Origin of the sequence: Streptomyces sp. NPDC001315, assembly GCF_042896175.1 — a bacterium.
Lineage (GTDB): Bacteria > Actinomycetota > Actinomycetes > Streptomycetales > Streptomycetaceae > Streptomyces.
This window is the reverse complement of record NZ_JBIAWZ010000001.1, coordinates 399,747-424,252: the sequence shown is the minus strand read 5'-3', so window position 1 is coordinate 424,252 and position 24,506 is coordinate 399,747. Positions and strand designations below refer to the sequence as shown.

25 protein-coding genes and 1 pseudogene are annotated in these 24,506 nt (G+C 71.2%); 8 read left to right on the top strand and 18 right to left on the bottom strand.

Features of this window, described 5'->3' with window-relative positions; genetic code table 11:
* Nucleotide 1: 1 nt before the first annotated feature.
* The 11 genes from ACFY16_RS01845 to ACFY16_RS01795 form a co-directional block, all read right to left on the bottom strand.
* On the bottom strand, nucleotides 2-1,327 hold the full coding sequence (locus ACFY16_RS01845; RefSeq protein ID WP_390645096.1) for a hypothetical protein: 1,326 nt from the start codon (nucleotides 1,325-1,327) through the stop codon (nucleotides 2-4).
* 64 nt (nucleotides 1,328-1,391) lie between these two features.
* A complete protein-coding gene (locus ACFY16_RS01840; protein WP_390645095.1) occupies nucleotides 1,392-2,420 on the bottom strand; it encodes a glutamate ABC transporter substrate-binding protein in 1,029 nt (342 codons plus the stop codon).
* 14 nt (nucleotides 2,421-2,434) lie between these two features.
* A complete protein-coding gene (locus ACFY16_RS01835) occupies nucleotides 2,435-3,829 on the bottom strand; it encodes a hypothetical protein (RefSeq protein ID WP_390646072.1) in 1,395 nt (464 codons plus the stop codon).
* Between the two features lie 256 nt (nucleotides 3,830-4,085).
* Nucleotides 4,086-5,057 (bottom strand): N-acetylglucosamine kinase, encoded by a 972-nt coding sequence (locus ACFY16_RS01830; RefSeq protein WP_390645094.1) that lies wholly within the window; start codon nucleotides 5,055-5,057, stop codon nucleotides 4,086-4,088.
* Nucleotides 5,048-6,313, bottom strand: coding sequence for a 6-phospho-beta-glucosidase (locus tag ACFY16_RS01825; RefSeq protein ID WP_390645093.1), 1,266 nt, complete (start codon nucleotides 6,311-6,313; stop codon nucleotides 5,048-5,050). Before ACFY16_RS01825 ends, ACFY16_RS01830 begins: the two co-directional genes overlap by 10 nt.
* Before the next feature lie 7 nt (nucleotides 6,314-6,320).
* Complete coding sequence (locus ACFY16_RS01820) at nucleotides 6,321-7,214, bottom strand: carbohydrate ABC transporter permease (RefSeq protein ID WP_390645092.1); 894 nt, start codon at nucleotides 7,212-7,214, stop codon at nucleotides 6,321-6,323.
* 2 nt (nucleotides 7,215-7,216) lie between these two features.
* Complete coding sequence (locus tag ACFY16_RS01815; protein ID WP_390645091.1) at nucleotides 7,217-8,158, bottom strand: carbohydrate ABC transporter permease; 942 nt, start codon at nucleotides 8,156-8,158, stop codon at nucleotides 7,217-7,219.
* Between the two features lie 7 nt (nucleotides 8,159-8,165).
* Nucleotides 8,166-9,497 (bottom strand): ABC transporter substrate-binding protein, encoded by a 1,332-nt coding sequence (locus tag ACFY16_RS01810; RefSeq protein ID WP_390645090.1) that lies wholly within the window; start codon nucleotides 9,495-9,497, stop codon nucleotides 8,166-8,168.
* Between the two features lie 60 nt (nucleotides 9,498-9,557).
* A complete protein-coding gene (locus tag ACFY16_RS01805) occupies nucleotides 9,558-10,769 on the bottom strand; it encodes an ROK family protein (protein WP_390645089.1) in 1,212 nt (403 codons plus the stop codon).
* Nucleotides 10,770-10,974: 205 nt separating this feature from the next.
* Entirely contained in the window at nucleotides 10,975-11,148 is a 174-nt protein-coding gene (locus tag ACFY16_RS01800) for a DUF397 domain-containing protein (protein ID WP_390645088.1), read from the bottom strand.
* Nucleotides 11,149-11,151: 3 nt separating this feature from the next.
* Nucleotides 11,152-12,030: a DUF5753 domain-containing protein gene (locus ACFY16_RS01795; RefSeq protein ID WP_390646071.1), complete on the bottom strand. Its 879-nt coding sequence runs from the start codon at nucleotides 12,028-12,030 to the stop codon at nucleotides 11,152-11,154.
* Between the two features lie 153 nt (nucleotides 12,031-12,183).
* On the opposite strand from ACFY16_RS01795, the gene ACFY16_RS01790 reads away from it, so the two are divergent.
* The 3 genes from ACFY16_RS01790 to ACFY16_RS01780 all read left to right on the top strand — a co-directional run bounded on the left by ACFY16_RS01790 (nucleotide 12,184) and on the right by ACFY16_RS01780 (nucleotide 13,311).
* Nucleotides 12,184-12,651 (top strand): ATP-binding protein, encoded by a 468-nt coding sequence (locus tag ACFY16_RS01790; RefSeq protein WP_390645087.1) that lies wholly within the window; start codon nucleotides 12,184-12,186, stop codon nucleotides 12,649-12,651.
* 62 nt (nucleotides 12,652-12,713) lie between these two features.
* Complete coding sequence (locus ACFY16_RS01785) at nucleotides 12,714-13,067, top strand: hypothetical protein (RefSeq protein ID WP_390645086.1); 354 nt, start codon at nucleotides 12,714-12,716, stop codon at nucleotides 13,065-13,067.
* Nucleotides 13,060-13,311 carry a hypothetical protein gene (locus ACFY16_RS01780; RefSeq protein WP_390645085.1) on the top strand — a complete coding sequence of 84 codons (252 nt, stop codon included), beginning with the start codon at nucleotides 13,060-13,062 and terminating at the stop codon, nucleotides 13,309-13,311. The genes ACFY16_RS01785 and ACFY16_RS01780 overlap by 8 nt, the downstream gene beginning before the upstream one ends.
* A gap of 79 nt (nucleotides 13,312-13,390) precedes the next feature.
* On the opposite strand, the pseudogene ACFY16_RS01775 reads toward ACFY16_RS01780, so the two are convergent.
* From ACFY16_RS01775 to ACFY16_RS01765, 3 genes and pseudogenes are all read right to left on the bottom strand, one after another.
* Nucleotides 13,391-13,641 (bottom strand): annotated as a pseudogene (locus ACFY16_RS01775) (hypothetical protein); the annotation flags it as partial.
* Nucleotides 13,642-13,733: 92 nt separating this feature from the next.
* Nucleotides 13,734-13,925, bottom strand: coding sequence for a hypothetical protein (locus tag ACFY16_RS01770; RefSeq protein ID WP_390645084.1), 192 nt, complete (start codon nucleotides 13,923-13,925; stop codon nucleotides 13,734-13,736).
* A 193-nt stretch (nucleotides 13,926-14,118) separates the two neighbouring features.
* Entirely contained in the window at nucleotides 14,119-15,228 is a 1,110-nt protein-coding gene (locus ACFY16_RS01765; RefSeq protein WP_390645083.1) for a mechanosensitive ion channel family protein, read from the bottom strand.
* A 325-nt stretch (nucleotides 15,229-15,553) separates the two neighbouring features.
* On the opposite strand from ACFY16_RS01765, the gene ACFY16_RS01760 reads away from it, so the two are divergent.
* Nucleotides 15,554-16,090: an HNH endonuclease gene (locus ACFY16_RS01760; RefSeq protein ID WP_390645082.1), complete on the top strand. Its 537-nt coding sequence runs from the start codon at nucleotides 15,554-15,556 to the stop codon at nucleotides 16,088-16,090.
* 156 nt (nucleotides 16,091-16,246) lie between these two features.
* Here ACFY16_RS01760 and ACFY16_RS01755 read toward each other — a convergent pair whose 3' ends face one another.
* From ACFY16_RS01755 to ACFY16_RS01745, 3 genes are all read right to left on the bottom strand, one after another.
* A complete protein-coding gene (locus ACFY16_RS01755) occupies nucleotides 16,247-17,614 on the bottom strand; it encodes an ABC transporter permease (RefSeq protein ID WP_390645081.1) in 1,368 nt (455 codons plus the stop codon).
* Between the two features lie 170 nt (nucleotides 17,615-17,784).
* Nucleotides 17,785-18,483, bottom strand: coding sequence for an ABC transporter ATP-binding protein (locus tag ACFY16_RS01750; RefSeq protein ID WP_390645080.1), 699 nt, complete (start codon nucleotides 18,481-18,483; stop codon nucleotides 17,785-17,787).
* Nucleotides 18,480-19,013, bottom strand: a complete 534-nt coding sequence (locus ACFY16_RS01745; RefSeq protein WP_351140109.1) for a PadR family transcriptional regulator — start codon at nucleotides 19,011-19,013, stop codon at nucleotides 18,480-18,482. The genes ACFY16_RS01750 and ACFY16_RS01745 overlap by 4 nt, the downstream gene beginning before the upstream one ends.
* Before the next feature lie 237 nt (nucleotides 19,014-19,250).
* Between ACFY16_RS01745 and ACFY16_RS01740 the strand changes: the two genes are divergently transcribed.
* The 3 genes from ACFY16_RS01740 to ACFY16_RS01730 all read left to right on the top strand — a co-directional run bounded on the left by ACFY16_RS01740 (nucleotide 19,251) and on the right by ACFY16_RS01730 (nucleotide 21,976).
* On the top strand, nucleotides 19,251-19,502 hold the full coding sequence (locus tag ACFY16_RS01740; protein WP_390645079.1) for a hypothetical protein: 252 nt from the start codon (nucleotides 19,251-19,253) through the stop codon (nucleotides 19,500-19,502).
* The gene (malQ, locus tag ACFY16_RS01735; protein WP_390645078.1) at nucleotides 19,503-21,629 is read left to right on the top strand and encodes a 4-alpha-glucanotransferase; all 2,127 of its coding nucleotides are present in this window, start codon (nucleotides 19,503-19,505) and stop codon (nucleotides 21,627-21,629) included. It abuts the gene before it with no gap.
* 68 nt (nucleotides 21,630-21,697) lie between these two features.
* The gene (locus ACFY16_RS01730; RefSeq protein WP_390645077.1) at nucleotides 21,698-21,976 is read left to right on the top strand and encodes a hypothetical protein; all 279 of its coding nucleotides are present in this window, start codon (nucleotides 21,698-21,700) and stop codon (nucleotides 21,974-21,976) included.
* Nucleotides 21,977-22,098: 122 nt separating this feature from the next.
* Here the strand turns inward: ACFY16_RS01730 and ACFY16_RS01725 are convergent, their stop codons facing one another.
* The gene (locus ACFY16_RS01725) at nucleotides 22,099-22,692 is read right to left on the bottom strand and encodes a TetR family transcriptional regulator (protein ID WP_390645076.1); all 594 of its coding nucleotides are present in this window, start codon (nucleotides 22,690-22,692) and stop codon (nucleotides 22,099-22,101) included.
* A 243-nt stretch (nucleotides 22,693-22,935) separates the two neighbouring features.
* On the opposite strand from ACFY16_RS01725, the gene ACFY16_RS01720 reads away from it, so the two are divergent.
* Entirely contained in the window at nucleotides 22,936-24,441 is a 1,506-nt protein-coding gene (locus ACFY16_RS01720) for an FAD-dependent monooxygenase (protein ID WP_390645075.1), read from the top strand.
* Nucleotides 24,442-24,506: the final 65 nt, after the last annotated feature.

Genomic DNA, 24,506 nt, shown 5'->3' with positions numbered 1-24,506 from the left:
GCTACTGCTCCCCCCTACGGTCCTGAGGTCCGCCCTGCCCCGGCACGCGCGGGGCGCCGAGCAGTTCGACGGCAGCGTGCTGGTAGCGCAGCACGGCCTGTTCGGCGACGCGCAGGTCGCAGGGCGCGCTCCACAGCATGCGGCGCGCCGCGTCGTACCGCTCGATCAGGAACGGATCCTCCGCGAGGCCGTGCCGGGCGATCTTCGCCTTGTACGCGTCGAGGCGACCGCGCAGCTCGGCGCGGACCGCCAGGGGCGCGGTGACCGCGGTCAACGACTCGCGGGCGCGCAGCAGCTCGTCCTCGGCCCGCTGCTCCAGGGACTCCAGGAGCGGCGACAGCCGGTGCCACTGGGCGTGTCTGCGGTATTCGGCGGCCGTCGCCAGCTGCTCCTGCAGCACGGTCGGTGGTCCGCTGACGACCGGCACCTCCGTGGCGGCGATCTTCGCGAGGACCTCGCCGCGCGCGGTGCGTGCCTCGGCGAGCGTGCGGTCCGCGCGGGAGAGCACGTCGCGCAGCCTGACCAGCCGCTGCTCGGCGTCCTGGCGGACCGTCAGCACGGCGTCGATCTCCCGGCGTACGTCCTCCAGCGCGCGGGCCTCACGGTCGTACACCGTCGTGTCCGGCCTGCCGCCGCCCGGTGCCGAACTGCCCTGTGCCGGGAGCCAGTGGGCGAGCGGGTCGGACACCACCTGCTCGCGCAGGGCCGTCAGGGTGCGCGTGATGCGCTCCAGGTCGTCGCCCGCCGGATGTTCGCCGGGGCGCACGCCCACGGAGTGCGCGAGCTGGCGGGTGCGCTGGAGCTCCGCGGCCAGTAAATCGATCCGGGCGGGCAGCGCCGACCAGACCGCGTCGGCGGCGACGACCATGTCCAGCGAGGACGCGTACAGCTCGTTCATCCGCTCCACCAGCGTGGCGAGCGAGAAGCTCTGGCTGAGCCGGGCCGAGCCGGACAGCGTCGGCGCGTTCGCCGTGGCCGTCGCGCTGCCGGCGACCGTGACGGACTCGCCGCGCAGCAGCTCGGTCAGCTCCACCAGGTCCTCGCGGCTGGACCAGCGGCGGCGGGCGCGGATGTCACGCGCCGAGCGCAGCGCGTCCGTGTAGGCGTCGAAGTACGCCCACAGCAGCGTGATCGACGCCTCCGCGGACGTCCAGCGCTCCCGGGTGGTGCCCGTGAGCGCGGCGCCCTCGAGGAGTCTGCGGCCCGCGTGGTCCTGGAGGGCGAGGAGCGAGGTCTCGATCGCCTCGTGCTCCGCGCCGAGCCGCGCCAGCGCACGGTCCACCTCGTCCCGGTCCATCACCGGCCCGGCGGGGTCCGTGACGCCCATCGATCACCTCTCGCTGCTGGATTGGCGGTTGTTCGGTTCGTGATCCTTCGGCACCCGGGCCCGGTCAGCTCGTGCGCAGGTACTGCGGTGCCGGCGGCTTCGACGGCGTCGCGTTCTTCCCCAGTGTCGCCGACAGCCACTTGTCGTACGAGGCCTGCCAGCCGTTGCCGCGGTAGTCCACCAGGATCTGATTGACCCGGCGTACCAGATCGTCGGCGTCCTTCTTCATCGCCACGCCGTAGTACTCGGTGGTGAACGCGGCGCCCTTCAGCTCGACCGTGGGGTCCTGGGCGGCCTGACTCGCGGCGAGCGCGCCGTCGGTGACCACCGCGTCGACCTCACCGAGCTGGAGCCGTACCAGGCAGTCGAGTTGGTTGGGGACGGTGGTGGACATGTCGGCGGAGGAGGCGAGCCGGCCCGCCTTCCTGTCCTCGTCCAGCTTGGTGTACGCGGTGGAGCCCTTCGCCGTGCAGATCTTCTTCTTCGCCAGCGTGCTGTCGTAGCCCTTGATCGTCGACGACTTGGGCGCCAGGACCTGCTGGCCGGTCTTGAAGTAGGGCGCGGAGAACGCGACTTCGTCCAGCCGGGCGCAGTTGATGGTCATCGTGCGCACGATCATGTCGACCCGGCCGTCCTTGATGGCCGGGATGCGCTCGTTGGTGGGGATGGCCTTGAACTGGACCGCGTTCGGGTCGCCGAGGATGTCCTGGGCGATCCGGTGGACCAGGTCGATGTCGAAGCCCTCGAGCTCGGAGCCCTGGTTGTTCGGGTCCCGGTAACCCCAGCGGTAGCTGTTCTGGTCGACACCGACGATCAGTTTGCGCTTCTCGCCCGTGCGGCTCTTGATGGCCTCGATGGTGGGGCCGTCCGCACCCGACGGCGACAGCGTCTGCTTCTCCGGGGCGTCGCAGTTCCCGGCGCGCGCCTGGCTGCCGGTGGCGAGGCCCTGACCGCCCTGGCCCGTACTGCCGTCGCCGTGCGACTGGGTCAGCGGCAGCAGCAGCACGAAGGCCAGTGCCAGGGCGCAGACGACCGCCATCGCGCCCACTCCACCCCAGCCCTTCAGGCCGGCCCGCACTCGTCGCACATGCATCGTCACGCCCCCTTTCACCGGTACTCCGAAAGCCTGCGCCCGATGCCGAGCACCGCGCCCGCCGCGCCCAGCACGGCGAGGAGGGCGGCGCCCAGCGGCAGTCCGGTCATCGCGTCCAGGCCGTCACCGGCCGCCTGCCGGAACTCGCCCTGCTCGTGGGTGAGCGCGTTGGCGAGATTCGTGTCGACGCTGTCGAAGCACTCGCCGGTCGCGCCCTTGCCGCCGATCACCTGGTCGAGTGCCTGCTGGTAGTTGCCGTTCTCGTCCTGTTCGCGGGCGGCGGTGTGCCGCTTCTTCCACTCCGTCATGTTGGCGACGGCCGACGTGACCGGCTTGGAACCCTGCTGGTCGTCGGCGAGCTTCTCCGCCGCGGCCAGGCCCTTGCCGAGCTCGTCCATGTCCGTGGTGAAGTCGTGGTCGTAGGCGTCGACCTGCCCGGTGCCCACCTCGACCGTCTCGGCGCCGCGGGCCACCAGGGTGAGGTTCTCGTTGCCGCGGGCCTTGAGGGAGGCGATGCGGGCGTCGTGCAGCACGTTCAGCGAGCGGACGCCGTGGTCGTAGGAGTCGTTGAGGTCGGCGCGGGCCACGCTGTGGCCGACGACGAGCCAGAGCAGGACGACCGTCGCGGTGGCCGTGGCGGCGACCAGGCCGTGGTTCAGCACCCGGTTCGTGCGCCGGTAGTTGCGGTGCTGGGCCCAGGCGAGCGCGGCGAGGGCGAGGACGCCGAGCGCGATCGCCGCCCAGGGGTAGGGCGTCGCCTGCGCGTAGTCGTCGCTCAGGCGCCGGTTCTCCTTGGTGTAGAGGTCCTGCGCCGCCGGCAGCATGTCGTGCTGCATCTTCTCGTTCGCGTACCGCAGGTAGGCGCCGCCCACCGGGAAGCCCTGCCGGTTGTAGGTGCGGGCGCGCTCGACCAGGCCCTTGTACTCCGGCAGCAGCCTGTTGAGCTTGGCTATGGTCACTGCCGCGGGGGAGCCCGGATCGGAGTTGTTGGCGGCCGTGACGAGCTTGGCGGCGGCCGTGTCGATGTCGGCCTCGTAGCGGTCGCGGGACGCGGCCGTCTCCTGGCCGCCGGCCAGGAAGCCGCTGGAGGCGGCGGTGTTGGCGTCGGCGAGCGAGCGGTAGATGTCGGCGGCGGCGGAGGTGAGCGGCTGGCTCTTGTGGAGCACGTCGTCGGCGGCCGCCGCACGGTCGGTCGTCTGCCAGGCCGTGACGGCGCCGAACGCGACGACGAGGACGGCGAGGAGCGCGCCGATGATGCGCAGACGGCCGGGCTCGGTGGTCGCGGCGGAGCGCAGCCGGTCGACGCCCTCCGCGAAGGCGGTCCTGCGGGGTGGGGCGGCGGGCGCGGACGCGTCGGGTGGGCCGGCCGGGCCGGGGCGGACACCCGGTTGCGGCGGGACCCCCGGCATCGTGGGCACGCCCGAACTCGGTGGTGCCGCGCTGCTCTTCGGCGCTTGAGTCACTGCTGACCTCCCCCGTGGTCATCCGTCGACGCAAGTATCGCTGCCGGCACCGACATCCGCACCGGGCTTCGCTGGATCTTGATCGGATCGCAGCGGAAGCCGTCGGTGGGGCGCCGGGTTCCGTCCAACCCCCTGCCCATGAATACGCCACGGGAATCTGTTCGGTTCCCCGCCCGCGGCTCGGCGGCCGAGGACTCGGGGCTCAGGACCGGTAGTGCGCCCGCACCCTCTCCCGCACCTCGTCCCCCGCCCCCGCCCGATCCAGCCCCAGCAGCGCCGCCCCCAGCACCGGAGGCGCCGTCACCACCCGCGGTACCGCCTTCGGGGCCCGGGACGCGAGCAGGTCCCGCACTCCGTCGTCCAGTTGGGCGTGGCCCGCTGCCAGGACGCCGCCGCCGAGCAGGACCGGGGTCTCCTCGTTCAGCAGGTCGAGGCGGGTCAGGGCGACCGTGGCCATGGCCACGACCTCCTCGGCGAGACGGTCGACGACGGTGCGGGCCACCGGGTCGCCCTGCGCCGCGGTGGCGAAGAGGACGGGGGCCAGTTCGTGGCGCCGGGCGGGTGCGACGTGTTCCAGGTGCAGTGCCTCGATCAGCGCGTACATGGAGTCGAGGCCGAAGTGCGCGGGCAGCGTCCGGGCCAGCGCCGTGGGGCCGCCGCGGCCGTCCTCCGCGCGGGCGGCGTGCCACAGGGCTTCCTCGGCCAGGCCCCAGCCGCCGCCCCAGTCGCCGGAGATGCGGCCGAGCGCCGGGAAGCGGGCGGTGCGGCCGTCGGGGCGCATGCCGACGCAGTTGATGCCGGCGCCGCACACCACGGCGACGCCGCGGGGCTCGGCCACGCCCGCCCGCAGGATGGCGAAGGTGTCGTTGCGGACCTCCACGGTCGTGCCCCACGCGCGCGCGTGCAGCGCGGCGGCCAGCTGTTCCTCCTCGACCGGCAGGTCGGCGTTGGCCAGGCAGGCGGAGACGTGGGCGACGGAGGTGACGTCCGCCGCCGCGTACGCCCGCCCGACCGCCTCCGCCAGCGCGTCCACCGCCGCCCCGACCCCCACGGTGGGCGGCCGGAACCCGCCGCCGCGGGCCGTGGCGAGGACGTGTCCGTCGGCCGCCACGACCGCGACGTCGGTCTTGCTGTTGCCGGCGTCGATGGCGAGGACGCATGCGGTCAGGCCCACGCGAGGTGCTCCCGGTTGTGTGCGATCAGCTGGTCGGTGAGGGTCTCGGCGTACTCGTACTGGCCGATGAGGGGGTGGGCGAGAAGGGCTCGGAAGACGCGGTTCCGGCCGCCGTGCAGGGCGGCCGTCAGGGCCAGCTCCTCGTAGGCCGTCACGTTCGCCATCAGGCCCGCGTAGAGCGGGTCCACCGGCGGGACCGGCAGTGGGGCCGTCCCCTGCGGGCCCACCGCCGCCTGCACCTCGATCACCGCGTCCGACGGGAGGAAGGGCAGCGTGCCGTGGTTGTAGGTGTTGACCACCTGGTACGGGCTTCCGGTCCCGCCCAGCAGCGCGGCCGCGAGGTCCACCGCCGCCTCCGAGTAGTAGGCGCCGCCCCGCTTGGCGAGCAGCTCCGGCTTCTCGTCCAGCGCCGGGTCGCCGTACAGCGCCAGCAGTTCCCGTTCCATCGCGGCCACTTCGGCCGCCCGCGACGGTTTCGTGCGCAGTTCCCGTACGACCTCGTCGTGCGCGTAGTAGTAGCGCAGGTAGTACGACGGGACCACGCCCAGCCGGTCCAGGAGGGGGCGGGGCAGGCGCAGGTCGGCGGCGATGGTGTCGCCGTGCGCGGTCAGCAGCTTGGGCAGGACGTCCGCGCCCTCGGGGCCGCCCAGCCGGACCGCGGTCTCCCAGGTGAGGTGGTTGAGGCCCACGTGGTCCAGGTGGATGTCGGCGGGGGTGACACCGAGCAGTCCCGCGAACTTCCGCTGGAGACCGATCGCCACGTTGCACAGACCGACCGCCTTGTGGCCGGCCTGGAGTAGGGCGCGGGTGACGATGCCGACCGGGTTGGTGAAGTCGATGATCCAGGCGTTCGGGTTCGTACGGCGGACCCGTTCGGCGATGTCCAGGACCACCGGAACCGTGCGCAGCGCCTTGGCCAGGCCGCCCGCGCCCGTCGTCTCCTGGCCGACGCAACCGCACTCCAGGGGCCAGGTCTCGTCCTGCTCGCGGGCCGCCTGACCGCCGACGCGGAGCTGGAGGAGGACCGCGTCCGCGCCGTCGACGCCCGCGTCCAGGTCGGCGGTGGTGACGATACGGCCGGTGTGGCCCTGCTTGGCGAAGATGCGGCGGGCCAGGCCGCCGACCAGCTCCAGACGGTCCGCCGCCGGGTCGACCAGCACCAGTTCCTCGACGGGCAGGGTGTCACGCAGGCGGGCGAAGCCGTCGATGAGTTCGGGTGTGTAGGTCGAGCCGCCGCCGACCACGGTGAGTTTCATGAATGGTTCAACCCTTTACTCCGGTGAGGGTGACGCCCTCGACGAACGCCTTCTGGGCGAAGAAGAACACGAGGATCACGGGGGCCATGACCAGCACGGTCGCGGCCATGGTGAGGTTCCAGTCGGTGTGGTGGGCGCCCTTGAAGGACTCCAGGCCGTAGGACAGGGTCCAGACGCCCGGGTTCTCGGAGGCGTAGATCTGCGGGCCGAAGTAGTCGTTCCAGGCGGAGAAGAACTGGAAGAGCGCGACGGCCGCGATGCCCGGCTTCGCCATCGGGATGACGACCTTCAGCAGGGTGCGGAGGTCGCCGCAGCCGTCGACCTTCGCCGCGTCCACGTACTCGTTCGGGATCGTCATCAGGAACTGGCGCAGCAGGAAGATGGAGAATGCGTCGCCGAACGCCAGCGGGATGATCAGCGGCCACAGCGTGCCCGACAGGCCCAGCTGCTTCACCCAGAACAGGTACATCGGGATGATGACGACCTGCGGGGGCAGCATCATCATCGAGATCACCAGCATGAGTGCCAGGTTCCGGCCGCGGAAGCGGAACTTGGCGAGCGCGTACGCCACCGGGATCGACGACACGACCGTCAGGACGGTGCCGAGACCGGCGTAGATCAGCGTGTTCTTCCACCAGGTCAGGAAGCCGGGGGTGTCGAAGACCTTCTTGTAGTTGGACCACTCCCAGGTGTGCGGGATCAGGTCGCGGCTGAGTGCCTGGCTGTCGCTCATCAGCGAGGTCAGGAACACGAACACGAAGGGGAGGACGAAGAAGAGGGCGGCCGCGACACCGAGGGAGTGCACCGCGACCCACTCCAGCACCGCCCGGCGCCGGGCGGTGCGCTCGGCGGGCGTGATGGGTGCCTTCAACTCCACGGGTGCGTCGAGTACTTGGGTCATGGTCAGTCACCTGCCTGGATGAGACCGCCCCGGCGCCGCATCAGGAACGCGGTGAACACCATCGACAGGACGAAGAGGACGAGTGCCACCACGCACGCGGAGCCGTAGTCGAAGCGCTGGAAACCGAGGTTGTAGACGAGCTGGGGGAGGGTGAGGGTCGACTTCTCCGGGTAGCCGGGCTCGAACTGCGTGCCCGCGCCCTGGATGACGCCCGAGGCGACCTTCCCCGCGATCAGCGGCTGGGTGTAGCACTGCATCGCCTGGATCACGCCGGTGACCACCGCGAACATCACGATCGGGGAGATGTTCGGGAGCGTGACGTAGCGAAAGCGCTGCCACGCCGATGCCCCGTCCAGCTCGGCCGCCTCGTACTGCTCCGTGGGTACGTCGAGCAGCGCGGCCATGAAGATGACCATCAGGTCGCCGACACCCCACAGGAACAACAACGTGAGGGCCGGCTTGGACCAGGCGGGGTCGTTGAACCAGCCGGGCGCCGGGATGCCGATCTTCTCGAGGAGCGAGTTGACCGGACCCGTACCGGGGTTGAGGAGGAAGGCGAAGGACATGGTGGCCGCGACGGGCGGGGCCAGGTACGGCAGGTAGAAGAGGGTGCGGAAGACGCCCGTACCCGTCTTGATCTTCGTGATGAGGAGGCCCACGCCGAGTCCGAAGACGACCCGCAGGCTCACCACGACGAGGACCAGCCACAGGGTGTTGCGCAGGGCGGGCCAGAAGAGGGGATAGTGCTGGAAGACGTACGTCCAGTTCTTCGTTCCGCTCCACGTCGGCGGCCTGAAGCCGTCGTAGTGCATGAACGAGAAGTAGACCGTCGAGATCAGCGGGTACGCGAAGAAGACCGCGAAGCCGATCAGCCAGGGGGAGAGGAAGGCGAGGTTGCGAAGTGCCGCGCGGCGGTGCTTCGACGCCAGGGTGACGGTGCTCATCGCCGCGCTACTTCGCCTGCGCGATGTCCGTGTCGATCTGCTTGGCCGTCGCGGCCAGCCCCGACTTGAGATCCTTCGTCTTGCCGCTCTCGTAGTCGTAGCCGAACTGCTGGATCGTCACGAGGTACACACCGCCGTTGATCGAGGCGGGAGTCGTGGTCGAGTCCGGGTTCGCCGCGATGTCGAGGAAGGTCTTGAAGCGAGGGTCGTACTTCAGTTTCGGCGACTTCAGGGCGGCCAGTGTGGAGGGCACGTTGTGGATGGCGTTGGAGAAGTTCACGACCGCGTCCGTGTCGGTGGTCATGTACTTCACCAGTTCCCAGGCCGCGTTCTGCTTCTTGCTGGTGGCGGCGATGCCGGTGATCGTGCCGATGATGTAGCCCTTGCCGTACTGGTCGGCCTGGTCGTCGGGGACGGGCAGCGGGGCGACGCCGATCTCGAAGTCCGGCTTGGCCTCCGTGGCCATGCCCAGGCGCCACTCGCCGTCGAGCTGCATCGCGACCTGGCCGGTCTGGAAGGGGTGCTTGGGGCCCCACTCGTCGCCCAGCCTGGAACGGAATTTCTCCAGCTTCTGGAATCCGCCGAGTTCGTCGACGAGCTTCTTCTGAAGCGTAAAACCGGCCGTGAATGCCGGGTCCTTGGCGAGGTTCGACTTACCGCTGCTGTCGAAGTACGTCGGGGAGAACTGCCCGAAATAGTGCTCGGTCGTCGACTCCCAGCCGTGGTAGTTCGGCATGAAACCGAGCTGTGCGTACGAGTCGCCCTTGGAGATCGTCAACTTCTTCGCGTCGGCCTCGAATTCGGACCACGTCCTGGGCGGGTTCTTGATGCCGGCCTTCGCGAATGCCGTCTTGTTGTAGTAGAGCCCGTACGCGTCTCCCAGCAGCGGTGCCGCGCAGCGGTCGCCGTCGAACTGGGTGTACTCGTTCATCGCCTTCGGGAAGGTCGCCTCGGGGTCGATGCCGGACTTCTTGAAGAAGGGGTTGAGGTCGACCAGGGCGCCCGAGGAGCAGAACTTGCCCACGTTGTTCGTGGTGAAGGAGGAGATCACGTCGGGTGCCTTGTCGCCGCCCGCCCGCAGCGCCTGGTTGATCTTGTCGTCGGTCATGTTGCCGACGATGTTCACGTGGATGTTGGGGTGCTTCTTCTCGAAGCCGGCGATGAGCGACTGCACGGCCTTGACCTCGGAGGGCGCGCTCCAGGCGTGCCAGAAGTTGATGGTCGTGTCCTTCGACGCGTCATCGTTCGCGGCGGAACCGGACTGGCCGGTACAGGCGGTGGCGAGGAGTGTCAGGGACGCGGTCAGGGCAAAGGCCGCTTTTCGGATGACTTCGGGCATGACGGGGTCTCCCTGGGGCGGGCGGGGCGAGGTGAGTGAGGTGAGAGAGGAAGAAGTGGTTCAGCGTGAGGTGTCGAAGACCTCGTCGCGGGTGGCCGCCAGCGCGCTCTCCAGCGCGCCGCGCAGCACGGGGTGTTCGGTGACGGCGCCGACGACGAGCCGGGGCCGGGCGGCGGCCAGCTCCTCCAGTTCGGCCTGGACCAGGGCTCGCAGCACCTCGCCGCCGGCCGTGAGCGAGGCGCCGCTGAGGACGACGAGTTCGGGGTCGAGGACCGAGACGAGCGAGGCGAGACCGGTGGCGAGCCGGGTCGCGTACGTCTCCAGCAGCTGCCGGTGAAGGCCCTCGTCCGCCTCCGCCGCGCGGGCCACGAGGGCGGCGGCGACCTCGGCGTACGGGCCCGTCGGGATCTCCGCGATGCCCAGCTCCCGGGCCAGCCGGGGGATGGCCTGCGAACCGGCCAGCTCCTGGTAGCCGCCGCTGTTGGCCCTGGTCACCTGGCGGACCAGGGGCGTGCCGGGCACCGGCAGGAAGCCGACCTCGCCGGCGCCGCCGGTCCAGCCGCGGTGCAGCCGTCCGCCGAGCACGAGGGCGGCACCCAGACCCCCCTCGTTCCACAGCAGGACGAAGTCCTCGTGCCCGCGGGCCGCGCCCAGGCGCTGCTCGGCCACGGCGACGAGGTTGACGTCGTTCTCGTACTCGGCCGGCATCGGCAGGGCGGCGGCGAGCTCCTCGAGGAGGGCGGGGGCGTGCCAGCCGGGCAGGTGGGAGGCGTAACGCAGCCGGCCGGTGTTGGGGTCGAAGGCGCCGGGGGTGCCGATGACGAGCCGGTGGACGTCGTCGCGGGTGAGACCGGCCGCCTTCACCGCGCCGTCGAGGGCGTCGGTGACCTGCCCGACGACGGACTTCGCCGACGGCCTGCCGGGGGTGGGCAGTTCGCAGGCGCCGACCGTGCGGCCGGTGATGTCGGCGACGGCGGCGTGGATGCGTTCGGGGGTGACGTCGAGTCCGGCGGCGTAGGCGGCGGCCGGGTTGATCTCGTACAACTGGGCGCTGGGCCCGGGCCGCCCCTCGCTGGTGCCGGTGGCGAGGACGAGCCCCGCCGCCTCCAGCCGGGCCAGCAGCTGGGAGGCGGTCGGCTTGGACAGGCCGGTGAGCTTGCCGATCCGGGTGCGGGACAGTGGTCCGTGCTCCAGCAGGAGGTCGAGCGCGGCACGGTCGTTCATGGCGCGCAGGACGCGCGGGGTGCCCGGCGTACCGGCGGTTCCTGCCATCGGGGTCGACACCTGCCTCTCGGCTGTCCAGCTTCCCAGTGACCTGGTGGGGAAGTCCATCCGTTGATCGTCGGTGATCCCCGCTGATCATTGTTAGGAAGGTTTCCTGTTCGGTGGCAGGAACGTAAGCCCGAGGGACGCGCGCGTCAAGAGAAACCGCCCCCACAGGCAACGGAGTCGTTACCTGTGGGGGCGGGGCGGCTTCTCAGCGGAGTGACGCGGTGAACTCCGCCCAGGTGGTCGGGGTGAGGCGGAGTATCGGGCCGTCGGGGTTCTTCGAGTCGCGCACGGCTATGGTGCCGGGGAGGTTGCGGGCGACTTCGATGCATTCGCCTCCCGAGCTGCTGTAGCTGGACTTTACGAAGTTGAACTCGGTCATGGGTCAGATCTCCTGACGGATGCGGTCGATGAGCAGGGTGGCGTCGTGCTGGGCGAGGCTGAGGCGTGCCGTACGGTCGAAGAAGCTGCTGTACGTGGCACTCTCGGTCTCGTTCTCCACCCACACCGTAGATGCGATGGTGTCCACGTGGACCACGTCCACGGCCTCTGTCTCCGCAAACGAGACGATGCTGAAAGGCCCGGTGATGCAAGGGTGTCCACCCGTGCGGAACGGCAGCACCTGAAGGCGTACGTTCGGAAGTTGCACCACCTCCAAGAGGTGTTCCAGCTGCGCCCGCATCACTTCTGGGCCGCCGATCAACTGTCGTAGCGCTGCTTCCCAGACGACCGCATATACCTGAAGCGGGTGCTCGCCGCGCAGGCGTTCCTGGCGCCGCATGCGGACCCCGACGATGCGCTCGATGTCGTCCGGGTCTTCCCATACTCCGTCACTGACTGCCAGGGAACGCGCGTACTCCGCTGTCTGGAACAAGCCCGGGATCAGCGAGAGTTGCCAGGTGCGGACGCGGCTTGCGACATCCTCCATGGCGATGTACTCGGCCAGTCCTCCTGCGTTGGGCGAGTGCTGCCACCACCCCTTGGCTTTGCGGCGCTCGCGGTCCAGTTTCGCCAACTCCAGCAGCCGGCTGACGGTTTTGCGGTCCTCAAGTCCGTAGAACTCACACAACACCCGGATGTCCGGGTCACGCATCGGAACCCAGCCGCGCTCCATCTTCACGATTTTGGTGCCTGTCGCACTGATGGCCGCAGCCGCCTGTTGCTGAGTCTTGCCTGCAGAGTCCCGTAGGCGCAGGAGTTCGCTTCCGAGCCTGCGAGCCAAGACAGTTGACACCTGACCTTGTCGGGGCTGAGTCGATCGCATCACGACCACAGTGTGTCCCACGGTCATCACTGCGTCGACGAATTTCCCCCTCTCAGGAAGAACTTCCTCAAGCAGATTGCGCTTAGATCGCGTTCTTCGCTACTTTCGGCACTCACCTGCTCACCCTGCGGCTCCACTTGGAGGTGCGCATCCATGCCCGAAACCTCACCCCCCACCACTCCCGAAGCCGACCCCGAACCCCTCCTCCACGACGACTGCCTCGACTACACCCCGCTCGCCCGCAGCGTCACCCTCGCCCGCCGCCGCACCGCCCGCCTCGTCATCGAGTGGGGGTACCCGGCCCTCGCCGGAGACGCCGCGCTCGTCGTCTCGGAGCTGGCGACGAACGCCTTACTTCATGGCAGCCTGCGGGACCGGCTCATCCGCGTACGGCTGACGCTCAGCGCGACCACGCTGCGGATCGAGGTCAGCGACCCGCGCGGGGAACGGCTGCCGAGTCCTTGTTCTGCCGGTGAGGACGATCAATTCGGGAGGGGACTGCTCATCGTCGGGTCGCTTGCCGACCGCTGGGGGCTTGCGCCCCGCGCCGTCGGCAAGACCGTCTACGCCGAGTGGGGCCTGCCGGGGCGGTCCGCTGTGCTCGTGGACGTGAGGCGGTGACGGGAATGGCGTTAGCGTGGGCACGTGCCGGAATGGCGCTGGACGAGCAGAAGGGGCGGCCGATGACCATGCCGTACGCGGACGGGGACGGTCCGCTCATCCCCCGGCCCGAGCCCACCCTCCCGGCTCTGCGCCAGGCCGTCGCCACAGTCGCCCCGTCCCGGCTCCCCGAGTTCTTCGAGGACCTGCAGAGGGCGTTCGTGCGGGCCGGGGACGAGGACAGCGTCGTACCGATCCGGATGTTCTACCGGCAGTGGGGCGTCGTGGTCGAGATCGAGCGTCACCCCGAGACCGCACGCCGCCTGCACGCGGCCGAGCAGGCGATCAGCAGCCCGGATCCGGCCGTGCGTGACCGTGCCATCCGTGAGGCGGGCGACATCGTGCGCGCCGCGCACCGCGAGGTCGCCGGTGGCTGACTGGAGCTGGGAGCCGTTTCAGGATGATCTGCTGGATGGGCTCCCGGAGGTCGCGCGCGCCGAGACGGAGCGGCTGGTCAACGAGATCGCCGTACGCGAGTCCATGGTTTTCCTGGAGGGGGCCGCCTATACCGGGCCTGGCCCTGGCGTGCGCACCGAGAGTCGGGGATTGCTCATGCTCACCTATCTGACGGATGTCCGCGGCGAGCGGATCGTGGTGGTGCAGGTGAGCTGGTTCGGCTGACGCGGTACACGGCTCGTGCGTACGGCAAAGGGGGCGCTCGGAGAGTTCCGGGCGCCCCCTTCTCATGTGCTGCTGAGACTTACCGCACGTCGACGTAGTCGCCCGCGGCCGTCGCCGCGCCGGTGGTCGACGTACCGGCGAACGTGTACCGGTAGTAGCCGTCGGCGGAGGCCTTGACCGTGGTGGACAGGGCGCCGGCCGTGCCGGAGGTCACCCCGTCTTCACGTTCTTGTAGGTGCTGCTGCTCTTGGCCCGGAACTGGAGGATCACCGGCTGGCCCTTGTAACCGGAGTACTTGCCGGTCCCCCAGTAGGCCCGGGGCAGCGCGCCCTTGGGAACCTGTGAAGACCGTGAAATTCGTCTTGCGGCGGGTTGTTGAGGGGCGGAACCGGCGGACCGTCAGCACGGCTGAGTGACGACCGCTATGCCTCGGTGCGGAGGAACGGGGCCGTGTCCAGGGTGGGGTAGGGCGCCGGGAGCGGGAGCGGTTCGCCGAGATCGACCTTGGTGTCCGTGTCGTAGTAGGCCTCGGTGGGGTCGTCGCCGGGGAGGATCGGGTCCGTGTAGCAGTGGGCCGTCCTGGAGTGGCGGTCGATGAGGACGTAGACGGGCACTCCGGCGGCGTAGGTGCGGAACTTGGGGCCGGTGTCGGTCTCGTGATTGGTGGAGGTGACAGCTGGCCCGCAGGCGAACGACCGCGTAGATGATCGATTTCTTCAGAGGATGAGCGTGCTGAACCGTTCCGTCCCCGTACACGACAGGAGGCGGCACCCGGAGCTCTCCGGGTGCCGCCTCCTGACGTACCGCCTACTTCGTGGGAGCCGCCGGACGCGGCTGTGCGATCGGTGTCGCCGCCGCCGACTGCGGGGAGTCCGTGTTGGCGAAGACCGACGGGGCCGCGACCGTCGCCGTCGGGTCGGGGGCCGGTTCCACGTCCTCCGTGGCCGTCGCGCCGCCCACGATGCGGATGTCGGCCGCGTCGAAGGCGCGCTTGACGCGCCAGCGGAGTTCGCGTTCGACGGTGAGGGACTTGCCGGGCATGGTCTTGGCGGAGACGCGGACCACCATGGAGTCGAGCAGCACGCTGTCCAGGCCGAGGACCTCGATCGGGCCCCACAGGAGCTCGTTCCAGGGCTCCTCCTTGCTCATCCTGTCGGCGACCTCGTCGAGGGTGGCCTTCACCCGGTCCAGGTTCTCCGAGGCGCGCACGGTCACGTCGACGCCGGCCGTGGCCCAGCCCTGGGAGAGGTTGCCGATGCGCTTGACCTCGCCGTTGCGGACGTACCAGATCTCGCCGTTGTCGCCGCGCAGCTTGGTCACGCGCAGGCCGACCTCGATCACCTCGCCCGAGGCGACGCCCGCGTCGATCGTGTCGCCGACGCCGTACTGGTCCTCGAGGATCATGAAGACGCCGGAGAGGAAGTCCGTGACCAGGTTGCGGGCGCCGAAACCGATGGCGACACCGGCGACACCGGCGGACGCCAGCAGCGGGGCCAGGTTGATCTGGAACGTGGACAGCACCATCAGCGCGGCCGTGCCCATGATCAGGAAGGACGCGACCGAGCGGAGCACCGAGCCGATCGCCTGCGAGCGCTGGCGACGGCGTTCCACGTTGACCAGCAGCCCGCCCAGCGCCGTGCCGTCGACCGCCTCGGCCGTGCGGCTCATGCGGTCTATCAGCTTGGTGATCGCCCGCCGCACCACCACTCTCAGCACCGCCGCGATCACCAGGACCAGCAGGACCCGCAGACCGATCGCGAGCCACGTCGACCAGTTCTGCTCGACCCAGCTGGCCGCGTTGGTCGCGCTCTCCTGGGCGTCCTGGAGCGAGGGCACCGCCGGAGTCGTCGTCTCCGTCTCCGAGGGGGACGGCGACGGCGACGAACCGGCGGCCAGTAGGACGGCGGGCAAGGACACGGCAGGTACCTCCAGGCATGCAGCGGTCTGCCCCCGATGCGGCGGTCAGGGTCGTCGAGGTCGTCAAGGTCACGAAAGGGTCACCGGACGGGCAGACCCACCACACTAACGGGGCATCGTGTGTGGATCGCCGCGATGTTCAAAGGAGACACCGTGCTCACCTGGGCTTGAACGTGTCGTGATCCGGGGGATGCATCAGGGTGTGGTCGAAAACACTCCCAGCCCGTTACCGGGACATGGTGGCGCGTTCACCAGGCATGAGGGGAGACTGACTGCAGATCGTCCCGGCGCGAGCCACGCGCCGCCGACGCACAAGGAGGCATCCGTGCCGCATGTCCTGGTCCTCAACGCGTCGTACGAGCCACTCGGCGTCGTACCGCTCCGCCGCGCGCTCATCCTCGTCCTCGAGAACAAGGCTGTCTGCCTCGAGGAATCCGGCGCCTTTATGCACAGCGCAACCGTCACAGTCCCCGCACCCAGCGTGGTCCGGCTCAAGCGATTCGTCCGGGTTCCCTATCGGGGGCCCGTTCCTCTCACCCGACGCGCGCTCTTCGCCCGCGACGGGGGCCGGTGCATGTACTGCGGTGGCGTCGCAACCAGCGTCGACCACGTCATCCCGCGCAGCCGCGGGGGCAAGCACGTCTGGGACAACGTGGTGGCGTCCTGCCGCCGCTGCAACCACGTGAAGGCCGACCGGCACCTCTTCGAGATCGGCTGGCGGCTGCGCCACAAACCCGCTCCGCCCACCGGCCTGGCCTGGCGCATCATCGGGACCGGGCATAGGGACCCGCGCTGGCTGCCCTACTTGCAGCCGTTCGGCGCGGACGACGCCATGGCCCGGATCGACGGCATCTCCGCCTGATGATCCGGGCCTTTGTGTTCGCCCTGCCCCCTTGATCCCTGTCCCTTGGTACCTGCCTGTTGGTGCCTGTCTCTTGATCCGTGCTCCTCGATCCCTGCTCCTTGATCCGGCCCTGCGAGTCCCCCGTGCTCCCAGGGCCGGACGTTCAGGCGCCGCTCACGCGTAGCGCAGCTCCGTCGGGCGTACCGAGCGGCGCAGCAGGGGGAGCGAGGTGGCCGCCGCCAGCAGGCAGCAGGCGTACACCGTGAGCGGGACGAGCAGGGCCGCGTAAGGCACGGCCGGGGTGGCGTAGTCGGTGGAGAGGGAGGCGTACCAGACGCCGATCGCCATGCCGCCGGCGCCGGCCAGCAGGACCGCGGGCGCGAGCGGCAGCGCGGTCTCCAGCAGGAGCGCCCGGCCGAGCACCGGCTGCGGCACTCCGGCCGCGGCCTGCGCGGCCAGGCCCCGGCGGCGGGTGGCCAGGGACTCGGCGGTGCCGACGGCCAGACCGCACAGGGTGATCGCGAGAGCGACGAGGATGCCGACGGCCGTGAGATCGAGCCCCGCCGTATAGAACGTCATGTCCATGCCGAGCTCGTGGCGGCGGCGCATCTCGTTCAGCTCGGCGAGCAGGGCCTGGCGCACCCCGACGAAGCCCGTCCCTACGACCGTCACCAGCAGCACGGCCGCATGGGTGCGCGCCGCGGCCCACGGGTCGTCGCGCAGCCGTTCCGCCGCGATCAGCGCCGCCGCCGACCGGGCGCGGGGCGCGAGCAGCCGGCCGGTGAGCCCGGCCATGGCGCCGACCAGCCACACCGCGCCCGCGCCGACGGCGACGACCAGGCCGAACAGCGTCAGAGGCAGCCGCCCGTACCCCTCGCCCGGCACGCCCGAAGAGGTACTGGCCACGGTGGCCGACGCCAGCAGGATCACGAGCAGCAGCCCGCCCAGGAACAGCAGCCCCGGCCCCCGCCCGGAGTTCGGGCGTACCCGGCGCACCCAGCCGAGCGGCGAGGCCACCACCCGGCGCAGCGCCAGCGCGCCCGCCGCCGCACCCAGCACCGGCACGCCCAGCGCGACCAGGGCCATCCCGGCCCAGGTCAGGGCGGTCGGCTCGGCCCACAGTCGCAGCAGCACCGGCACGGACACGGCGATGGCGAGCGCCGAGCCCAGCAGACAGGCCAGCCCCGTCTCCAGCGCGGCGATCCGGCGCACCTGCCCGGGCGCGGCCCCGGCCAGCCGCAGCCCCGCCAGCCGACGGTCGCGGTGCACCGCGCCGATACGGGCGCACTGGCCGAGGAAGCCGAGCACCGGGACCAGCAGGAGCAGCAGTCCGGCGATCACCCCGGAGCGCTCGCCGGGCTGGTCCAGCAGCCCGTGCCCGACGGTGAAGCTGTACTGGCCCTGGAGGGAGGCCAGGGACACGGCCGCGAGCGCGAAGCCCGTCGCGAGTGCCGCCCCGGCCGCCGTGAGGCCGACCCGCCACCACTCCCGCCGGTCGGAACCCCGGGTGAGCTCCCAGGCCAGGCGGATGTCGGTGCTCACCCTTGTGCGGTCAGCTTCGCGCCTTGTGCGGTCACCTTCGCCTCTTGTGCGGTCGCCCGCTCCTCTCGTGTGGTCACCCGCTCCTCTCGTGCGGTCACCTTCGTCCCTCATGTGGTCACTTTCACTCCGCACGCGGTCGTCTCCGCCCCTCACGCCGTCGTCTCCGCCTCTCACGCGGCCACCTCCGCCGGAAGCATGGTGCCGTCGCTGAGGCGCACCTCACGGTCCGCGTACGCCGCCGTCTGGGCGTCGTGCGTGATCAGCAGGACAGCCGCGCCTGACTCGCGGGCCGTGTGCACCAGGGCTGTCATGACCTGTTCGCCGGCGAGGGAGTCCAGTGCCCCCGTGGGCTCGTCCGCGAAGACGACCTTCGGCCCGGTGACCAGGGCGCGGGCCAGGGCGACCCGCTGGGCCTGGCCGCCGCTCAGCTCGCCCGGCCGCAGCTCCTGCTGCCCGCGCACCCCGAACCGCTCCAACCACTCTCCGGCCCGCTCCCGGGCCGTGGCCCGCGCGGTCCCGGCCAGCAGCAGTGGCAGCGCCACGTTGTCGAGCGCGGTCAGCTCCGGGATCAGCTGCCCGAACTGGAAGACCACACCGAAGTCGGTGCGGCGCAGCTCGCCCAGGCGCTTCTCGGACAGCTGGTCGAGGCGCTCCCCGCCGTAGACGACCGAGCCCTCGTCCGGCCGTACGATCCCTGCCAGACAGTGCAGCAGCGTGGACTTCCCGCTGCCGCTGGTGCCCGTCACGGCGAGGATCTCGCCCGCGCGCAGTCCGACCGACGCGCCGCGCAGCGCCTCGTTCCTGCCGTGTGCCTTGACCAGGTCACGGGCCTGAAGAAGCGGCACGAAGGCCTCCCCCTTGGTGTTCATGCTGCGTCGACCTCCGCGGTCAGAGTGATCAGCCGGGCCGCCGTGGTGGCCATCCAACGGAGGTCGGCGTCGAGGTGGTTGAGGGCGTAGTCCGCCGACAGCACGGTCGCCAGATCGGCGCCCGGGTCGGTCTTGACGGCGGTCAGCTGGCGCATCCGCTCCATGTGGGCGGCGCGCTGCGCCCCGAGGTAGGCGGCCGGGTCGCCGCCGGCCAGGATCGAGACGACGACCTTGGCGAAGATCTCGTTCGTCACGAAGGGCGCGGGCGGCGCGATCTCCCGGGCCCACTGGGCCAGTTCGCGCGAGCCTTCGTCCGTCGAGCGGTACGTCGTCCGCTCCGGGCCGCCGTCCGAGTCGGTCCCCTCGATCTCCGCGAGGCCGTCGCGGACCAGGCGCTGCAAGGTCGTGTAGACCTGCCCGTAGGCCAGCGGGCGGGCCTGCGGGAAACGTTCGTCGTGGCGTCGCTTGAGGTCGTAGCCATGGCTCGGCCCTCCGGCGAGCAGCCCCAGCAGGATGTGGCGGGTGCTCATGCGGATCATTATGCACTCGATATATGTATTGAGTGAATAGCGATCAGGGAAGTGGTCGGGAAACTTCGGCCGGAGGGTGCGCGGGGCGGTGAATCCCGGTATGGAATGTGACGACATGTGCGTTGTCCGCCTCCCGGACGTCTGCCGTCGCGCTCGGTGGGTAGGGCTGCGGTAACCCGTTCGGCGTCGTACGTACGCGACGCCATACGTACGCGAGTACTCGACAAGGAGGCCCCCGTGGCCGCACCCACCCGCACGCACCCCACCCCCTCCAAACGCGAGACCCTCTGCGCCTTCAGCGCGGAAACGACCTGCGCCGAGACCCCGCTGACCAGCGAGCCGCCGCTGCCCGCCGCGGAGCCCTTGCACAGCGAACCCCCGCTGCCCGCCGCGGAGCCCCTGTACAGCGAGCCGCCGCTCGCCGCGGCGGAGCCCCTGACCAGCGAGCCGCCGCTCGCCGCCGCGGACTCCGACGGCACGAGGCCGTAGATGACCGCACCCCGGCCGGCCGCCCCCCCCACCGAGGACCTGTCCAGGCTCGCCGCACTGCACGGCGTCGCCACCTCCTACAGCCCCTCCCCGGACCGCACGGTCGCGGCCTCGGCCGCCGCCGTCACCCGCGCCCTGGCCGCCCTCGGCGTCGACGCCGGCACCCCGGAGGCCGCCCGCGCCGCGCTCGCCGCCCGGGAGCGCGAACTGCGCGAACGGCTGCTTCCGCCGACCGTGGTCTGCTGGAGCGGCGGCACCCCGGAGGCCCTCACCGCCCTCCCCGACGGCACCCGGCTGCGCGTCGAGACCGAACAGGGCGAGACCCGCGCCGCCGCCGAGCAACTCCCGCCCGGCATCCACCGGTTGACCGCCACCGCACCCGACGGCCGTACGGCACAGGCGCATCTCGTCGTCGCCCCGCCCCGCCTGCCCACGCCCAGGGGGCGCTCGTACGGACTCCTCGTCCAGCTCTACTCCCTCCTCTCGCAACGCTCCTGGGGCATGGGCGACCTCGGCGACCTCGACGAACTCACCGCCTGGGCCGGACGCGCGCTCGGCGCGGGATTCGTCCAGGTCAACCCGCTGCACGCGGCCGTCCCCGGCCCTCCCACCGACCCGTCCCCCTACCGGCCCTCCTCGCGCCGCTTCCCCGACCCGGTCCATCTGCGGGTCGAGGACATCCCCGAGTTCGCCTACGTCGAGGACCGTGAGCGGGTGCGCTCGCTGCTGGAGCGGGCCGCACGGCTGCGCGAAACGGTGCTGGAGAAAGGGGCGTTGATCGACCGGGACGCCGTGTGGGAGCTCAAGCGGGAGGCGCTGGAGCTGGTCCGGGACGTACCGCTCGGACCCGGCCGGCGCGCCGCCTACTGCGACTTCCTCGCCGAGCAGGGCGAGGCCCTGGAGGACCACGCCACCTGGTACGCGCTCGCGGAGGTGCACGGCTCGGACTGGAGCCGGTGGCCCGCCGGGCTGCGCGACCCCCGCTCGGCGGAGACCGCCCGCGCCCGCACCGAGCTGATGGACCGCGTCGACTTCCACAGCCGCCTCGCCTGGCTCACCGACACCCAGCTCGCCGCCGCCCAGCGCACCGCGCGCGAGGCCGGCATGCCGGTCGGGCTCGTGCACGACCTCGCCGTCGGCGTGCACCCCGGGGGCGCCGACGCGTGGGCGCAGCAGGAGTACCTCGCCCCCGGCATGTCGGTGGGCGCCCCACCGGACGCCTTCAACGCCCGCGGCCAGGACTGGGGCCTGCCGCCCTGGCGCCCGGACCGCCTCGCCGAGTCCGGCTACGCCCCCTACCGCCGTCTCCTGCGCGCCCTGTTCCGCTGCGCGGGCGCCCTGCGCATCGACCACGTCATGGGCCTGTTCCGGCTCTGGTGGGTCCCGCAGGGGCTCCCGCCGACGGAGGGCACCTACGTCCGCTACGACGCCGAGGCCATGCTCGCCGTCCTGGTCCTGGAGGCCTCCCGGGCCGGCGCGGTCGTGATCGGGGAGGACCTGGGCACCGTGGAGGCCGGGGTGCGCGAGGCGCTGCGCGAACGCGGGGTGCTCGGCACGTCGGTGCTGTGGTTCGAACGGGACTGGGACGGTGACGGCCGCCCCCTGCCCCCCGAACGCTGGCGCGCCGACTGCCTGGCCACCGCCACCACCCACGACCTGCCGCCCACCGCCTCCCGCCTCACCGGCGGCCACGTCGAACTCCGCGACAGCCTGGGCCTGTTGACCCGCCCCCGGGAGGAGGAGCGGGCCGAGGCGGCCGCCGACACGGGGGAGTGGCTGGGCCTGCTCGCCCGGCTCGGTCTGCTGCGGAGCACCGGCGGAGGCATCGACGCCACCTCGGAGGAGGCCGAGGTCCAGGCCGTCCACCGCTTCCTGCTGCGCACTCCCGCCCGCCTCATCGGCGTCTGGCTCCCCGACGGCGTCGGCGACCGCCGCCCGCAGAACCTCCCCGGCACCTGGGACCAGTACCCGAACTGGCGCCTGCCGATCGCCGACGCCGAGGGCCGTCCGGTGACACTGGAGGAACTCGCCGCGTCACCGCGGGTGCACGCGCTGATGGACGCGGTGCGGGAGGGGCGGGGCGGAGGTGGTCCTCGGGAGAGCGGAGGGGGTACGCAGGAGAGCTGAGGGGGCCGGTCAGCACGTACGGCACCCCCGGGCGCGCGGCTCGCTCGGGCGTTCGCTACTTTGGCACTGTGGACAAGAAGAACGCCCTGCGCGCCGGCGCCCTGGCTGCCGGTACGACGCTGATGATGCTGCTCATGTCGTCCCCCGCGCTCGCGCTCGCGCGCGACGACGGCGACGACCCCGGCCAGGGCCTGAGCGTCATCGAGACGCTGGGCCTCTACGTCGCGGCCCCGCTCGTGCTGTTCGGGGTCATCGCGGGCCTGGTGATGGTCCTGGACAAGTCGAAGGACCGGCAGCCGAAGGCCCCCGCGAAGGGCGCGAAGGCCAAGGTGGGCGCGAAGGCCTGACACGGGCCGACGCGAGGTCCTGAACAGAATTCCCGAGGGCGCCGTCCTCGCCGCACGTACCGGCCGATGCCGTACGTGGGTGAGGAGGGCGCCCTCGGCGCGTTTCCGGGGCCGGACCGGCCCTACGGGTGCGGGGCGGTCAGGTATCGCTGCACGGTGGGGGCCAGCCATGCCGTGACCTCCTCGCGGGTGAGCGCGACGGCCGGCGGGATGCGCAGCACGTAGCGGCTGAGCGCGAGCCCGAGCAGCTGGGTCGCGGCCAGCGCGGCCCGGGCGGGAACCTGCTCGGGGTCGGGGCAGACGGCGTGGGCGACCGGGAGGACCTGCTCGCGGAAGATGCCCTGCATGCGCTCGGCGCCGGACTGGTTGGTCACGCCGACCCGTAGCAGGGCCGTGAGCACCTCGTTCTCTTCCCACATGGCGAGGAAGTGGGTCACCAGCGCCCGGCCGACCTCGTCGCGGGGGAGTGTGCCCAGGTTCGGCAGCGCCAGGTCGACGGAGACGGCCGCCGCGAAGAGGCCTTCCTTGTTGCCGAAGTAGCGCATCACCATGGACGGGTCGATGGCGGCGTCCTTGGCGATGGCGCGGATGGTGGCCCGCTCGTAGCCGTCGGCGGCGAAGCGCTCGCGGGCGGCCTCGAGGATGGCGGTGCGGGTGGCGTCGGAGCGGCGGGGCTGGGGGGAGGTGGGTTGCTGGAGGGGCCTGCTGTCTGGCATGTCAACAAGCGTAGGCCTACGAACGTAGGCCAACAAGTGTGGGCTGGCAAGCGTGCGCCAACTTTCGTTTCGCCATCAGTCGTGTGCCTGCGGGCGTGCGCCAGCATTCGCTCGCCAACACCTGTTGGCCAACAGGTGTTGACTCGACCGCACGACCCGCCCTACGGTAGACAACAAGCGTTGACCAACACTTGTTGGCCAACGAGTGTTGGCACTTACGTTCGGCACCCTCAGGAGGCCAAGATGAACGGCACCGCTGGCACCACCCCCCGCTCCGTGATCGTCGTCGGCTCCGGCCCCACCGGCCTTCTCCTCGCCGGGGACCTCGCCGCCGCCGGGGTCCCGGTCACCCTCCTCGAGAAGCGCCCGCACAAGATCAGCAACCTTTCCCGCGCGTTCGTCCTGCACGCCCGTACCCTCGAGCAGCTCGACGCCCGCGGCCTCGCCGACGACGTCGAGTCCGCGGGCCGCCCCCTCGACCGCCTTCGCCTCTTCGGCCGCCTCACCGTCGCCCTCGACACCCTTCCCTCCCGCTTCAACCACCTCCTCGTCATTCCGCAGTACGAGGTGGAGAAGGTCCTGGAGCGCCGTGCGGTCGCCGCCGGAGTGGACTTCCGGCACGAGGCCGAGGTCACCGGGCTGACCCAGGACGCGGACGGCGTGACGGTCGAGGTGCGCGGTCCCGCCGGGGAGCGGGAGGCGCTGCGTGCCGGGTACGTGGTCGGCGCCGACGGGATGCGCAGTGCCGTGCGCGACGCGATCGGGCTGCCCTTCCCCGGCGAGTCGGTCATCCGTTCCGTCGTCCTCGCGGACGTACGGCTGGCCGAGGAGCCCGAGTCGCTGCTCACCGTCAATGCCGTCGGTGACGCCTTCGCCTTCATCGCACCCTTCGGCGACGGCTACCACCGCGTCATCGGCTGGAACCGCGCCCGCAATGTCCCCGATCACGAGCCCCTCGACCTCGACGAGGTCAAGGAGATCGCCCGCCTCGCCCTCGGCCGCGACTTCGGCATGCACGACGCCCGCTGGATGTCCCGCTTCCACAGCGACGAACGCCAGGCGCCCGCCTACCGCGTCGGCCGCGTCTTCCTCGCCGGCGACGCCGCCCATGTGCACACCCCGGCCGGCGGCCAGGGCATGAACACCGGCCTGCAGGACGCGGCCAACCTGAGCTGGAAGCTCGCCCAGGTCGTCAACGGCCACGCGGACCCGGAGCTTCTCGACACCTACCAGGCCGAACGCCACCCCGTCGGTAAGGCGGTCCTGCGCAGCAGCGGCGGCATCGTCCGTCTCGCCATGGCCAAGCGCCCCTGGGAGCTGGCGCTGCGCGCCGGACTCACCGCGTTCCTCGACGCCGCCGCCCCGGCCCGCCGCAAGGCGGTCGGTCAGATCACCGGCATCGGCTTCAGGTACCAGGCGCCCAAGGGCTCCCACCGCCTCACCGGCACCCGCGTCCCCGACATCGCCCTCGCCGACGGCACCCGCCTCTACGAGGCCCTGCGCGGCGGCCGGTTCGTGCTGATCACCCCAGAGGCGCCGGCCGCGGGGGCTCCGGGGGCGTACGAGGAGCAGGGCGCCCGCAAGGACCGGCTGGCCCTGGCCCACTGGGCGAGCGACCGCCGTACGGCACTCCTGGTGCGGCCCGACGGATACGTCGCCTGGGCGGCCGACTCCGCCGACCCGGCGGCGATCGAGGCCGCGCTCGCCGCCCACGTCGGCCAGGGCGCCCAGGCCGCGAGGCGCCCTTGACACTCCTGCACGCCGGGACGACTCTTGCCTGCTGAGTCAATTCCTCTGTCTGGTAGGCAGGTTGG

Bases quoted from the DNA above. Each gene is read 5' to 3' on its own strand.
- ACFY16_RS01805 (WP_390645089.1), bottom strand. From the start codon at position 10,769: ATGGCAGGAACCGCCGGTACGCCGGGCACCCCGCGCGTCCTGCGCGCC.
- ACFY16_RS01815 (WP_390645091.1), bottom strand. From the start codon at position 8,158: ATGAGCACCGTCACCCTGGCGTCGAAGCACCGCCGCGCGGCACTTCGC.
- ACFY16_RS01750 (WP_390645080.1), bottom strand. From the start codon at position 18,483: ATGAACACCAAGGGGGAGGCCTTCGTGCCGCTTCTTCAGGCCCGTGAC.
- ACFY16_RS01725 (WP_390645076.1), bottom strand. From the start codon at position 22,692: ATGCCAGACAGCAGGCCCCTCCAGCAACCCACCTCCCCCCAGCCCCGC.
- ACFY16_RS01785 (WP_390645086.1), top strand. From the start codon at position 12,714: ATGACCATGCCGTACGCGGACGGGGACGGTCCGCTCATCCCCCGGCCC.
- ACFY16_RS01835 (WP_390646072.1), bottom strand. From the start codon at position 3,829: ATGCCGGGGGTCCCGCCGCAACCGGGTGTCCGCCCCGGCCCGGCCGGC.
- ACFY16_RS01795 (WP_390646071.1), bottom strand. From the start codon at position 12,030: ATGCGATCGACTCAGCCCCGACAAGGTCAGGTGTCAACTGTCTTGGCT.
- ACFY16_RS01840 (WP_390645095.1), bottom strand. From the start codon at position 2,420: ATGCATGTGCGACGAGTGCGGGCCGGCCTGAAGGGCTGGGGTGGAGTG.
- ACFY16_RS01820 (WP_390645092.1), bottom strand. From the start codon at position 7,214: ATGACCCAAGTACTCGACGCACCCGTGGAGTTGAAGGCACCCATCACG.
- ACFY16_RS01825 (WP_390645093.1), bottom strand. From the start codon at position 6,313: ATGAAACTCACCGTGGTCGGCGGCGGCTCGACCTACACACCCGAACTC.
- ACFY16_RS01720 (WP_390645075.1), top strand. From the start codon at position 22,936: ATGAACGGCACCGCTGGCACCACCCCCCGCTCCGTGATCGTCGTCGGC.
- ACFY16_RS01810 (WP_390645090.1), bottom strand. From the start codon at position 9,497: ATGCCCGAAGTCATCCGAAAAGCGGCCTTTGCCCTGACCGCGTCCCTG.
- ACFY16_RS01790 (WP_390645087.1), top strand. From the start codon at position 12,184: ATGCCCGAAACCTCACCCCCCACCACTCCCGAAGCCGACCCCGAACCC.
- ACFY16_RS01800 (WP_390645088.1), bottom strand. From the start codon at position 11,148: ATGACCGAGTTCAACTTCGTAAAGTCCAGCTACAGCAGCTCGGGAGGC.
- ACFY16_RS01845 (WP_390645096.1), bottom strand. From the start codon at position 1,327: ATGGGCGTCACGGACCCCGCCGGGCCGGTGATGGACCGGGACGAGGTG.
- malQ (WP_390645078.1), top strand. From the start codon at position 19,503: ATGACCGCACCCCGGCCGGCCGCCCCCCCCACCGAGGACCTGTCCAGG.
- ACFY16_RS01745 (WP_351140109.1), bottom strand. From the start codon at position 19,013: ATGAGCACCCGCCACATCCTGCTGGGGCTGCTCGCCGGAGGGCCGAGC.